This is a genomic window from Psychrosphaera sp. 1_MG-2023 (assembly GCF_030548245.1).
In the GTDB taxonomy this organism is placed as follows: domain Bacteria; phylum Pseudomonadota; class Gammaproteobacteria; order Enterobacterales; family Alteromonadaceae; genus Psychrosphaera; species Psychrosphaera algicola.
This window is the reverse complement of the sequence record NZ_JAUORW010000003.1, coordinates 264,199-277,479: the sequence shown is the minus strand read 5'-3', so window position 1 is coordinate 277,479 and position 13,281 is coordinate 264,199. Positions and strand designations below refer to the sequence as shown.

The following is a 13,281-nucleotide window of genomic DNA, read 5'->3' as shown; positions in this document are numbered from 1 at the left end:
GAGCCGCTTTTCTGTATTAATCTTAAAGGAATTTTTACCATGTTGTATTTTGGTTCACGTAATAATAAAAATGTTTACGCACGGATTGGAGGTTTTTTATGTATATTATTAGCGAATTCAACAAGCGTTAACGCAGCAAATACGCCAGTAACGTCGGCGGATAAACCGCACAATATTATTTATTTAATAGGTGACGGTATGGGTAGCCCGCATACAACGGCGTATCGATATTACAAAGCAAATGCGCAGGGCAAAGTTCGCGGTGATAAGAGTAAAATACCAAGCACAGAATTTGACAAGCACTTAGTTGGTATGGCGAGCACATACCCAGCTGATGATACACTTGTTACAGACTCGGCAGCAGGTGCTACAGCTCTTGCAACGGGTTTTAAATCTTATAACGGTGCGATAGGAGTCACTCCAGATCAACAGTCACAATTAACGTTATTAGAGCGCGCAAAGCAATTAGGAATGGCAACCGGTGTTGTCGCCACTGCACAGATAAACCACGCGACGCCAGCCAGCTTTATCGCTCATATCGATCACAGAAAAAAATACGATGAAATCGCTGATCAATACATTAGTTCAACTTCAAACAGCGTACTAAATGACACGATAGTTACCGACGTCATGTTAGGCGGCGGTACTAAATATTTTGACCGTGAAAGTCGTAAACTTGTAAAAGAGTTTAAGCAACAAGGCTTTCAGTATATTGATTCAATGTCGGATTTAGATTCTTTGAAAAAATTACCGGTACTTGGTCTTTTTTCTGAAGAAGGTATGCCATTCGCGATTGATTCAGAGCAGCCAAATCGCCTAACTGCAATGTCAAAAGCGGCACTTAGATTAGTAGAGAATGCGCCTAAGGGCTTTTTCTTAATGTTAGAAGGTAGTCAGGTCGACTGGTGTTCTCATGGGAATGACATTGCCTGTGCGATGGCAGAGATGACCGACTTTGAAGCCACGTTAAAACTTGCGGTGGATTTTGCTAAACAAAACGGAAATACCACGGTCGTTGTAACTGCAGATCACTCAACAGGTGGACTTACATTGGGTCGAGACGGAAAGTATGTTTGGCAAGCCGAGCTTGTTCACAAAATTAAAATTTCATCGGGTCACTTTGCTAGTTTGGTAAAAGAAGGGCAAAGTGTTAAAGATGTTTGGGAAAAATACATCGATTTACCGTTAGAAAAAGACGAGTTGGAGAAACTTGTTAAAGCGTCTGAGTCTGAAAAACAATACGCACTTTCAAATGCTATTTCTAAACTGACAGCTAAAAAGACTGGCACAGGTTGGACAACCGGCGGCCATACTGGAGAAGATGTTCAGGTTTTTGCGTTTGGACCTCATAAAGACATGTTTGTCGGATTTCAAGACAATACCGACATCGCCAAAAAGCTCTTTAGTCTATTACCGAAAAAATAATAGCTCGCATCTAACTTATTCGTAGTTTGTTTGCTTGGCTTTTATTGAGCCTTAATAGGCAATAAAAAATCCAGCGCACTGCGCTGGATTTTTATTTGTAAGACAATAAAGAAACGATGTGTTTCTATATTTTCACCATGTTCCTAAAGCATTGAACCTATCGAGATTATTGAGTCGATTCTCATTTCAGCAATGCAACTAGGCCCTTGGATTATTCGTCAATACTACGTAAAAGGGCGTTAACGCCGACTTTTGCACGTGTTTGAGCATCTACCTTTTTAACTATGATAGCTGCGTATAAAGAGTGTGTGCCGTCTTTTGATGGTAATGAGCCTGGGACCACAACAGAACCAGCAGGGACTCTGCCGTATGTAATTTCGCCTGTTTCGCGGTCATATATACGAGTTGATTGGCTAATATAAACACCCATTGATAGCACTGCGCCTTCTTCAATTACAACGCCTTCAACGACTTCTGAACGTGCACCGATAAAACAATTGTCTTCGATAATTGTAGGATTAGCTTGAAGTGGTTCTAAAACGCCACCAATGCCAACGCCACCTGAAAGATGAACGTTCTTACCAATTTGAGCACAAGACCCCACAGTTGCCCATGTATCGACCATAGTACCATCATCGACAAACGCACCAATATTTGTGAATGAAGGCATCAATACAACATTTTTACCAATAAAGGCACCTTTACGGGCTGCTGCAGGAGGAACGACACGCATACCACCTTGTTTAAATTGCTCTTCTGTATAAGAGGCAAATTTACTGTCAACTTTATCGTAAAATAGCGTCTCGCCACCATCCATAACTTCATTATCGCAAATGCGGAATGACAACAAAACGGCTTTTTTAAGCCACTGATGTACAACCCATTCCCCGGAGATTTTTTCTGCAACTCGGGCTGCACCTTTGTCCAATAATTCAATCGCTTCTTCCACTGCCGACTTAACTTCTGCTGTAACAGAAGTTGGCGTGATATTGTCGCGATTTTCGAATGCCTCTTCGATCAACGTTTGTAATTGGGCAATGTTGGTTTGTTCAGTCATGTTATTCCTACTTTTCTAGAACGTTAATTTATTAAGATAATGCGTCTTTTAACGCTTCTGATAGCGCTAATTGTTGTTCTTCATTCAACTTCTTATTGTCTGCAGTTGAAATTTTAAAGATGTCTTCAGCGCGTTCACCGATTGTGCTGATCTTTGCTGAATACACCATAATTTGATTGTCTTTAAATACAGTTGCAATTTTTGCAAGTAATCCCGGCGTATCCAAAGCCGTAATTTCCAACATATCGCGATAGTTACTTTTAGCATCCATAAAACGAACACCGACTTTAATCTGAAATTGCTTAATTTGTCGTGGGACACGCTTATTGATTGTTGTTGCACAAACTTCGCCACTGATGATTTTAATCAATAAATGTTTTATTTCATCGCGACGAAATTCAGAATCAATAACTGCATCGTCTTGATCTAAAACGATAAACGTATCTAGCAAATACCCATCTTTTGTATTCATAACGTGCGCATCGGCGATGTTGACGTTTTTAGTATCAAACGCACTTACGATATTACTGAAAACACCGGCACGGTCTTTAGCATAGACAAAAATCTGAGTTCCGCCTCTTATGGGCCCTTCACTAACTAGCACTAAAGGCTGTTTACTGCGATTTTTATGATTTAAAAGATGCTCGGTATGCCAGGCTATATTTCTAGGGGCATGTCGAGAGAAATACAAAGTTCGAAATTGCTTCCAAATATGATGGACTTGCTCTTCCATAATACCTTTGTCGGCCAATAGGGTTAACGCTTGTTCTTTATGATCTTTGGCGGTTTCACGCATGTCTTTAGCGTTTTCTAAACCTTGACGTAGCGCCCGTTGAGTTGACAAATAAAGATCGGCTAACAGTGAGTTTTTCCAGTCATTCCACAAGTTTGTATTCGTAGCACGTACGTCGGCTACAGTTAAACAATAAAGGTGATTTAAACGGGTTTCGTCTTTTACTTTTTTTGCAAAATCGGAAATGACGTCTGGGTCATAGATGTCATTTTTTTGGGCGGTTACCGACATCAGTAAGTGATTGTCCACTAACCAGGAAACTAGTCTTGTGTCTGATTTTGGCAATTTGTGTAGGTCACCAAAGTGGGTCGCGTCGATAGCTCCTAGTTCACTATGATCACCGCCGCGGCCTTTACCAATATCGTGGAAAATACCGGCGATATATAGTAATTCTGGCTTATCTAACCGTTTGAAGATTGCACTACACAACGGAAACTCATTGTTATATTGCGGCTGTGAAAAACGATACAGGTTTTTGACTAATCTATGTGTATGTTCATCAACGGTATAAGCGTGGAATAAATCGAATTGCATTTGGCCAACAATATGTCGCCAATTAGGCATATAGTAGGCTAATACGCTGTGTTTGAGCATTAACGTAAATGCATGGCCCATAGAGTTAGGGTGTCGTAAAAATTCCATAAACGCATTTCGGCATTTTTCTAAGTCTTGCAAATCCCCCATCAAACGCCGGCGAACGCGTCGGAACAAGCGAATTGTGGCTGAGTGCAGTTTTTCTACCTGTGGGTTTTCTGCGATATGAATAAACATCTTAAAAATGTTAGCTCGATAGAAAAATACGTCTTCGTGGCGTACTAACAAGGAACGTCCATGAATCGCAAAGTCATCATCAAGGACAATGACATCTCTAGTAACACCTAAAATTGAAGAGTTGAATCGTTGTAACAACATTGAATTTAACTCAGTTACGCGGCGCGCAACACGAAAGAAGCGTTTCATCATGCGTTCGACGGATGGTTTGCCGTCGTCACCAAAACCCATTAACTCAGCAACTTGCGGTTGGTAATCAAACAAGAGTCGATTTTCACTGCGTTTAGCAACGATATGCAGAGCAAAGCGCATTTGCCACAAGTAGTCTTGGCACTCCTGCATTTCTTGATATTCGTCTTGTAACAAATAGTCATGACCGACAAGTTCGGCGACACTTTGAGTATTGTAGTGCTTTTTTGCAACCCAAGAGATAGTTTGCAGGTCTCGCAAACAACCAGGATTGGCTTTTAGATTCGGTTCAAGGTTGTACGACGTTGAGTGATAGCGTGCATGACGCTCTTCTTGTTCATCACGTTTTTTAATATAAAAGTCTTGGCTAGATAGAAATTTTGATTTATTTAATTCAACTTCAAGTTCCTCGAAGTTATGGTTGTTGCCGCAAATTAAACGACGTTCCATTAAGTTGGTTGCAATTGTTATATCGTCTTTGCCAATATCTATTGCTTCTTTTATGGTTCTTACCGCATGACCAACATCAAATTTTAGGTCCCAAAGTGTCGTTAAAAATAAACTTATTTTTTCTTGTACAGCGGGCTTGATTGCTTTTTTGCTTAATAATAATAAATCTATATCTGACTCTGGGTGTAACTCACCACGACCATAACCACCAACAGCAAGTAAACTGATGTCTTCCTCGATATGAAGGTCACTAAGTTGCCACACATTAAGTAGGATAAAATCAACAAAGTCAGAACGTGCGTTAACTAATCTACGAACCGTCATTAACCCAAAATTCTCACGACTCCAATCACCGAACTCCTTCAGGCGAGTTTTATACTCAAGCAGTTGAAACGGCACTGGTAATGGTGACAGTAATTCATTCGGGATCTGTATATTCACGTTTTCGCCTTTTAGGATCGAAAGCGGCTTGCGCCGCCGGGGTTATAGTCTAGTCATGGTAAAACTACTTAGTGTGTAATGATCCGAGGGAAGTCTTCATCATTTCTCAATGTGAGAACTTCAACGCCATTTTCAGTCACAAGTAATGTATGTTCCCATTGTGCCGATAATTTTCTATCTTTTGTGACTGCCGTCCATTGATCTTTAAGCACTTTTAACTTGTGTGTTCCGGCATTAATCATTGGCTCTATAGTAAAACACATGCCAGCCTTAAGTTCTTCGCCTGTTCCAGCCCGGCCGTAGTGCACTACTTGAGGCTCTTCATGGAATCCTTCGCCAATGCCGTGACCACAAAAATCGCGGACTACCGAATATGAATGTTTCTCTGCATGGTTTTGAATGACCTCACCGATATCGCCTAAACGACAACCTGGTTTAACTAACTCAATGGCTTTATAAAGGCATTCTTGGGTAACAATCGCTAATCGTTTCGCCATGATGTTTTCTTTTCCGACAAAAAACATTTTTGACGTATCGCCATGCACACCATCCTTAATTACAGTTACGTCAATATTGACACTGTCGCCATCTTTTAGTGGCTTGTCATCCGGTATGCCATGACAAATAACATGGTTTATTGATGTACAGATACTTTTAGGGAACGGAGGGTGACCATAATTTAATGGTGCAGGGATACAACCCTGCACGTCAACAATATAATTGTGGCAAATGGTATTGAGCTCATCCGTTGTAACGCCAACTTTTACATGTTCACCGATCATTTCCAATACTTCGGCAGCTAAACGGCCTGCAACTCGCATTTTCTCTATTAGTTCAGGTGTTTTAATTATTGCAGCCATAAAATCCTCTTATTATTTTCACAACCTAGATGTTAAAAAATATACAATATTTAACGGTAATTGTTGTGTTTGATTACTCGGGTATGGTATAAAGCGCGCCTTATTTTTACAAAGGTTTTTTGAGTATTTACTTAAATCATTTTTGGATAAGTAAGTAAAACTAACATTAATTTTAAATAACACACATATATCGACACATTCTCCGGGGTGCCAAAACGTTGAAAAACGGTGAGGTCGGATTGGAATGGGATATATGGAGGCCTAACCCCATACAGAGGAAAATTAAAATGGCAAACGTATCAATGCGTGACATGCTACAAGCTGGCGTACACTTCGGTCACCAAACTCGTTACTGGAACCCTAAAATGAAACCTTTCATTTTTGGCGCTCGTAACAAAGTTCATATCATCAACTTAGAAAACACAGTTCCTATGTTCAACGATGCATTAGACTTCATCAAGTCTGTTTCTGCTCGTAAAGGTAAGATCTTGTTTGTTGGTACAAAGCGTGCAGCGAGCGAAGCTATCAAGGAAGCGGCTACTCTTAGCGACCAATACTACGTTAACCACCGTTGGTTAGGTGGTATGTTGACTAACTGGAAAACAGTTCGTCAATCTATCAAGCGTTTAAAAGACTTGGAAGCGCAATCTGAAGACGGAACGTTTGAAAAGCTTACTAAAAAAGAAGCTTTGATGCGTACACGCGAAATGGAAAAGCTAGAAAAAAGCTTAGGCGGAATTAAAAACATGGGCGGTTTGCCAGATGTGATCTTCATCATCGACGCAGACAACGAGCACATTGCTATCGCTGAAGCAAATAACCTAGGTATTCCTGTTGTTGCAGTAGTTGATACTAACTCTAACCCAGACAACATCGATTTTGTTGTTCCAGGTAACGACGACGCTATCCGTGCAATTCAGTTATACACTTCAGCAGTTGCTGGCGCCATCAAAGAAGGTCGCTCAAACAACTTAGAAGTTCAAGCTGAAGATTTCGTAGAAGCTGAATAATTGTCATAAATCGTTTTTAACGATTTAATTTACGACAATAGTAAGGGGTCATAGTTTCTATGGCCCCGATACCAGATTAAATGATGTCATTGCTCGCAAAAGCGATGACTAATACATGAGGACAGAATCATGGCAGTAACTGCTGCATTAGTTAAAGAACTTCGTGACCGCACAGCAGCGGGCATGATGGATTGTAAAAAAGCGTTAACTGAAACTAACGGTGATATTGAACTAGCAATTGAAAATATGCGCAAAAATGGCCAAGCGAAAGCGGCTAAAAAAGCGGGTAACATTGCTGCTGAAGGTACAATTGTCATTAAACAAGCAAACGGCACAGCTGTTCTTGTTGAAGTTAACTGTCAAACAGATTTCGTTGCAAAAGACACTGGCTTCTTAGCATTTGCTAACGAAGTTGCTGAAGCTGCAATCGCTTCTACAATGACTATCGACGAGTTAAAAGCTAAATTTGAAGAAGCTCGTGTAACGCTAGTGACTAAAATTGGTGAAAACATCAATGTACGTCGTCTTCAATACATCCAAGGTGCTGCATTAGCAGAATACCGTCACGGTGAGAAGATTGGTGTTGTTGTCGCTGGTGAAGCAGACGCAGAAACTCTTAAGCACATTGCTATGCACGTCGCTGCAAGCAAGCCTGAGTTTGTTAATCCATCTGACGTACCTGCTGAAGTTGTTGAGAAAGAAAAAGCGATCCAAATTGAAATCGCAATGAATGAAGGCAAGCCTGCTGAAATCGCTGAAAAGATGGTTTTAGGCCGCATGAAGAAGTTTACTGGTGAGGTTTCTCTTACTGGCCAAGCATTCATCATGGAACCTAAGAAAACTGTTGGCGATATTCTTAAAGAGAAAGGCGCTACTGTTTCTTCATTCGTTCGTTTAGAAGTTGGTGAAGGCATTGAGAAGAAAGAAGAAGATTTCGCATCAGAAGTTGCTGCGCAAATTGAAGCTGCTAAAAAAGCTTAATTCTACTTTATCTTAGAAAAAACCGCGGTTGTCCGCGGTTTTTTTATGTCTGAAATTTGAGATTAATTAATTTCAATATGCGAGGTTACTTTACTCGCTCGTTTCTCACTACCACTTGAAGTCGAGTTATGCTCGTGTTCATTGGTTTGCGCTGGGATAAGGGCAGACTGTTCCTGATCTTGTCCATATAGCGGATGGTAACTGCCTTTGGGTATGGTATTAAATACCCTTGAATTGACCTTATTGGCTAATGGCAGATAGTCTGTTGTACTTGTATTTATCGCAGTAATAATTAGATTGAATAAAAAGCTGTCAGAATCCCCACTGGTATTTTCAACAACAACATCATTTTGCTGCCAGAGTGTTTCACCTGAGTTAGTTGAAACAAGTTGGAATTTGGCACCAACAGCGACATTTCCTCCAGCAATATAATAAGACGTATTCCAATGACTAATATCCACAAACAATACCGCATCGGCGCCAAACAGCTGCTGATATTTATAAAGTGGAATTGCTGAAAGTTGTGCGCCGTCAATAATACCTTCATTAGCGAACACAGATTCGACGTACGGCACTGACAATACATAGTAACCCGCTTCGGCGAGTGGCAACGCTAAAGTTGCTGAGTAGAGTTGTGCTGCGTCTGCGGCGGTTGTTGTATTGCGAGCAGGCAACACCAATATGGACTTTATTTTTTCCTGATACATATTTGGGTACGCCTGCAATTTGCTATAACCCGAAGTAGTTTGGCAAGCTTGCAATACAAGTAAACATGCAATTATGGAAGTGGCTGATATAAACTTTTTTGCCATTTGCAGATAAACGGTTTGGTTAATGGCCTGGTGACATATTGAACTTTTCACATTGTTAATAGTTATTTTGTTCGCCATTATTCAACCTCGATAGTTAATAAAATCTTATCAACATAATATTGAGCCTCTGGAAAATATTGTTTTTCTAGAGTCAACAATTCGATGGCTCGACTTTTATTACCAAGTGATTGCTCCATTATAGCCAACTCAAATCGCACACCCGGCGGCACCGGCTTATTTTTGCTAGGTGCTTTGTTGATTATACCTTCTAGCTCTGTTTTGTGGCGATTAAACGCATGACTGTCATCATTTTTGCGGTAGTCATAGAGGGTATTTTGGTAGTTTCCCCAGTAATACATCGTTTTGGCGGCGCAACCGGTTAGGGTTGTTACACAGACCAACAAGCATAAATAGGCTAATTTCACGGTATAATCACATCCACTGTTTGACCTTGAGTGACAAAAATATTCTTGTTTATAACGAGTTTGCCATTACGCAGAACTTTAAGCTCGTGACTGCCTATGGCTATTGGAAACTTAGCGACAGTCTTTCCATTGAGTTCAAACGTTTTAGTTTTTGCATTAATGTTGGTAATGGTTTGCCCTAAAATAATAGTGGCACCAATAAAGTTACCTTCAAGCTGAACATAAGCTTGGTCAACAGGCTGATTTGTGTATTGCACGCTGGTGCAGGCTGAAATGATAAACATAAAAGTAACGAGTATTAATTTCTTCATAAAAACTATCCTTATAACCAAATGAGTCGATATGTAATGGCTTTGTTTTGAAAACGTTTTTTTGGTCACTAACCCAGTGGCGTTTAAGCCTGTAATCACCTTCGTTAACCAAAACTAGTCTTGTTAAATTAACGTTCTCTAACTTGGTATTGAGTTAGAAGCGCCTCGTCAATTTTGCCATCGACCAAATCCACAAAGCTGATCTGACTTTCACCTTCTCCCGCATTAGCTGCGACTTTAACTGTCGCGATAATACGTCCAGGTAATTCGATTGATTGACCTGTCTGAGGATTAGTTACCGACTTTCCAGGTTGGTAGATTGATAACATTGTTCCAGGTGTTAGACCTTGATTTAAGCCACCTGCAATGATCAGTTGTTGGTCCTGAACGCCCAACACGTAACTCTTCCAAGGTTTGTCTAGTAGGTTGTTCATTATGTTTGCAACAAGTTTAGATATCGCCGCGGAAACGGCTTTGTCGTCTAGTGAGGTATTAAATGCAGCAACTTCACCAACACCAAATACTTGATTTGCCTCCGACGTGGCTTCGCCTGTTGCTTCTTCGGAATAGATAATTTCAGATGTAGCGACATTCACTAGCCGAACATTGACAGTTGCACGGGCTTTTTGGATTTTATTTCTTGAAAAAATACCCACTTCACTGACCGTTTCCCTGCCAAATTCGGAAACAGAACCTAGCAATAAATATTCAGCTCCAATTAAACTGGCATCAAATTTATTGTTAGTTTCATTCTTCAATAGCTGTAAATCACTTCGTTCTAGCAAGATAAACTTTCCGCTTTGAGTCAGCCTAGCATTTAGAATATCACTGGCTTGTTTACCTAAACGGTTGTTATTACCATCAACTAAAAAACCAGACTGGCGTTTTGATTCGTCAGAAAATCGACCTATAGCAACAATTCGTTTGAGGCCTTGCTCTGAACTTAACTTGGTTTTAGCAATTTGGTCGGCACCCGAAATGGGTTTGTTAATTTGCTCCTTGGTCGCACTGGTACAGGCAGAAATTGTCAAAACCATAAATAATGAGGGTAATAAGTGTCTTTGCATAAATGTAATCCTTTGACATTGTGGCACGAAATGGTCAGTAAAAAATGTTAAGAAGTACCAGTCCGTGAGATTTCTTACTTTATGACAGGCGTAAAATTAAAAGGTTCATTAATTTGTTTTCTACCGAATAAAATAAATTTCTTAATATTATTGCCAATAATATGAATAGCTTAAGTCTATTGAATTTTCGAAGGGGCGGCGTTCAATGCTGAGTCGCACGTCATAATCAATCCCTAAACCAAATCTGTTTTGCCACTTAAGTGTAGGGACGTTGTCATAAGAGGTATCAGCAAGTCCAATTATGGGCTGATTTAATTCAATATGACTTTTCCAATACGAATTAAAGTCCCAAAGGTAACCTAGCGTTAAACTTGCAGAAATAGGGCGAAGGTAAGAAGTTGACGTTTGCAGTTTTAACTCAGGCATCCCATAGACCGTCCCACCTCCAAAAGCATAGGCTTTACCTAGCCCAAGCTCTGTCGTCACATTAATACATTCAAAGCATTTTTGTTGATTGGATTCAAACCCAAGCCGAATTTTCCACGCTAAATTAGATGTCTCGTTTAGATCTGTTTGTGCCGGTTGTAACGTGAGTATATTGGTTATGTCAAAACGCTCTAGTCGAACCCCTTCATCAGACACCAAAAATTCTAAGTCACCCATTTGCAATGAGGAGTTGGCTAGACGTCCAATATCATTAGAGAGTAAGTCATAATAGGTCGCTCGCATCCTAATTTTAGTTGCTAATTGGCCGCTAGATGAATGACGAACGGTGATTTGCGTCATGCTAGGTTGTTGGCCTAAATGCGGAGCGGTTTCAATTTTTGTAGGCTTGAAGTTGCCACCGGTAGGTAGTAGGAGCCGCTCTTTTAACAATTTCTTTCTAAAGGAATTATCGGTTTTCCCGAGCTGATGTTGATAATTTAAAAACTCAATTAATGTATTAATAACATTAACCTTTTCAGCAAGACTCAAACTAGTGTAAGCGTTATGACTATTGTCTGTGTTATTTAAAAGTGAGTTGGTACGCCATTGGTTATTTAATTTAACAACCACTTCCTTTTCAGTGGCGGTTAGGTGTTGATAGTTCGACAGAAAACTAGAGAATTTGGATTGATGTTTATCGATTGAAGCAATTAAGTTGTTACTTGGTGTTGCAATCGCTTTAAAAACATTTATTGGTTGGGCCCAATAAAACTCGTCATCGATTAATTTTCTATCGGTAATTATGCTAATTAATTCTGCAATACGAGACGCGCAATTGTCGTTCAAATAGTAATAATCAAATTTTTGTCTACGAAGTTCCCATACGTGCATGATCAACATTTGAAGTTGAGTATTAGAAAGCGCCAACTGATAGTCCCAGAGGTCTCTGGATTCTTGTTCGGCATACATTCTATGATGACGGAAAAAACTATCTTCTTTAAATGCGGCAAAATAACCACCGAAAAAACCTTTAAATACGTACGTCAGTGCACCGTCTTCAGGGGGGATTGCAGCACCAAAATTAACACTGTGGTCAAGTAATAAGTTACTGCCAGTTGAGTTTGATTGATAGTTGAATTTTAGTAATAAGTGCCCAAAAAAAGATGCCGGGTTGCCCAAGTACCCAGAAGCATATACTAGGCTAGCGGATTTAAGACTAGGCAATTTAGCCCATTGATTAAAGTCTTCACAGTGGTTTAAGTTATATTGAGAAGTGTTTAAATTAAGTTGCTTGGAGAGCCAACTAAAGCGAGCCGGAAAGCGACAACTGGGATGATTGTTGTCTGTAGGAGTGGAAAATAGCAGTTTAATGTTAGCGAGTAATTCAGCACTGCTGTCAGTTTTTCCATTGTCACTCAAAAAATAGGAATCAGAAGTCACTTCACTTTGAAATAGGCCATCGTTATTTTTGTATCGTAGTAAACCGATCCAAAACGGATCATTAGCAAGCGATTGTATTTCCTCGCTTGGCCTAGCACTTAGTTCCGTATTTGATTTGGGGATAGGGGAAGCAAAAGCTTGAATACAATGAAAAAAGAATAAAAATAGAATAAATCTCATAAATTAAAAAGCCTGCACAGGCAGGCTTTATCTCGCATAAAAGAAAAAATTAGCTAACAGTACACGCTGCTACATGTTGACTTGTTTTTAAATACATTGCTTGAGCTTTAGCTGTAGACGCTAATTCAGCAAATGATTCATCAGTCGCAATATCGTTGCGAATAGCCGCGGTTACTTTAGCATGGTTTGCAACATCGCAACCCATAAGTGACAACATGGCTGTTGCATGACGGCCTTCACCTTTACTGATGTCTGTTTCGATTTGCTCAATCGACTCATTAATGAATACAGCAGACGCAACATTAATGCCTTTACATTGCTCTGGTGACGCAGCCATAGAGATAAGGGCAGTCGTACCTAAATCCCAAATAATGTTAGAAACAGCGGCCGCTACAGGCATGTCTTTAAAAATTAAGGCTCCGATCCCACAGTCTGTCCATGCATTTTTTACTGCTTTGGCAGCCTGATCAACAGTATCATCAGCTAGTGTAGAAGCAGAAAAAGACAAAGCCACGGTTGTAGAAATAGCAAGCACGTATTGTTTTAACTTCATTGATAGTCTTCCTTTATATAAATATTCAAATTCACATTAGCATTATTTTTTTTGACGGCAAATATATTTTTCGCCATTTTTGTGACTAAA

Annotated in this window: 12 protein-coding genes; 3 read left to right on the top strand and 9 right to left on the bottom strand. The window is 40.0% G+C overall.

The window, feature by feature from the left end; translation table 11 throughout:
- The first annotated feature begins 39 nt into the window (after window positions 1-39).
- On the top strand, window positions 40-1,425 hold the full coding sequence (locus Q4575_RS04125; RefSeq protein ID WP_303521387.1) for an alkaline phosphatase: 1,386 nt from the start codon (window positions 40-42) through the stop codon (window positions 1,423-1,425).
- Between the two features lie 211 nt (window positions 1,426-1,636).
- Here Q4575_RS04125 and dapD read toward each other — a convergent pair whose 3' ends face one another.
- The 3 genes from dapD to map all read right to left on the bottom strand — a co-directional run bounded on the left by dapD (window position 1,637) and on the right by map (window position 5,986).
- On the bottom strand, window positions 1,637-2,464 hold the full coding sequence (dapD, locus tag Q4575_RS04120; RefSeq protein ID WP_215962734.1) for a 2,3,4,5-tetrahydropyridine-2,6-dicarboxylate N-succinyltransferase: 828 nt from the start codon (window positions 2,462-2,464) through the stop codon (window positions 1,637-1,639).
- Window positions 2,465-2,513: 49 nt separating this feature from the next.
- The gene (gene glnD / locus Q4575_RS04115; RefSeq protein ID WP_303521385.1) at window positions 2,514-5,126 is read right to left on the bottom strand and encodes a [protein-PII] uridylyltransferase; all 2,613 of its coding nucleotides are present in this window, start codon (window positions 5,124-5,126) and stop codon (window positions 2,514-2,516) included.
- A gap of 68 nt (window positions 5,127-5,194) precedes the next feature.
- Window positions 5,195-5,986 carry a type I methionyl aminopeptidase gene (gene map, locus Q4575_RS04110; protein WP_215962705.1) on the bottom strand — a complete coding sequence of 264 codons (792 nt, stop codon included), beginning with the start codon at window positions 5,984-5,986 and terminating at the stop codon, window positions 5,195-5,197.
- Between the two features lie 287 nt (window positions 5,987-6,273).
- On the opposite strand from map, the gene rpsB reads away from it, so the two are divergent.
- Entirely contained in the window at window positions 6,274-6,996 is a 723-nt protein-coding gene (rpsB, locus tag Q4575_RS04105; RefSeq protein WP_215962706.1) for a 30S ribosomal protein S2, read from the top strand.
- A gap of 129 nt (window positions 6,997-7,125) precedes the next feature.
- Window positions 7,126-7,977 (top strand): translation elongation factor Ts, encoded by an 852-nt coding sequence (gene tsf / locus Q4575_RS04100; protein ID WP_215962707.1) that lies wholly within the window; start codon window positions 7,126-7,128, stop codon window positions 7,975-7,977.
- Window positions 7,978-8,039: 62 nt separating this feature from the next.
- Here the strand turns inward: tsf and Q4575_RS04095 are convergent, their stop codons facing one another.
- From Q4575_RS04095 to Q4575_RS04070, 6 genes are all read right to left on the bottom strand, one after another.
- A complete protein-coding gene (locus tag Q4575_RS04095; protein ID WP_303521384.1) occupies window positions 8,040-8,867 on the bottom strand; it encodes a GNA1162 family protein in 828 nt (275 codons plus the stop codon).
- The gene (locus tag Q4575_RS04090) at window positions 8,867-9,214 is read right to left on the bottom strand and encodes a DUF4810 domain-containing protein (protein WP_303521382.1); all 348 of its coding nucleotides are present in this window, start codon (window positions 9,212-9,214) and stop codon (window positions 8,867-8,869) included. The genes Q4575_RS04095 and Q4575_RS04090 overlap by 1 nt, the downstream gene beginning before the upstream one ends.
- On the bottom strand, window positions 9,211-9,525 hold the full coding sequence (locus Q4575_RS04085; protein ID WP_272180051.1) for a hypothetical protein: 315 nt from the start codon (window positions 9,523-9,525) through the stop codon (window positions 9,211-9,213). Before Q4575_RS04085 ends, Q4575_RS04090 begins: the two co-directional genes overlap by 4 nt.
- A 128-nt stretch (window positions 9,526-9,653) precedes the next feature.
- Entirely contained in the window at window positions 9,654-10,592 is a 939-nt protein-coding gene (locus tag Q4575_RS04080; protein ID WP_303521381.1) for a CsgG/HfaB family protein, read from the bottom strand.
- A gap of 147 nt (window positions 10,593-10,739) precedes the next feature.
- Window positions 10,740-12,638, bottom strand: coding sequence for a DUF4105 domain-containing protein (locus tag Q4575_RS04075; protein WP_303521380.1), 1,899 nt, complete (start codon window positions 12,636-12,638; stop codon window positions 10,740-10,742).
- 49 nt (window positions 12,639-12,687) lie between these two features.
- Window positions 12,688-13,191, bottom strand: a complete 504-nt coding sequence (locus tag Q4575_RS04070; RefSeq protein WP_215962713.1) for a DUF3015 family protein — start codon at window positions 13,189-13,191, stop codon at window positions 12,688-12,690.
- Window positions 13,192-13,281: the final 90 nt, after the last annotated feature.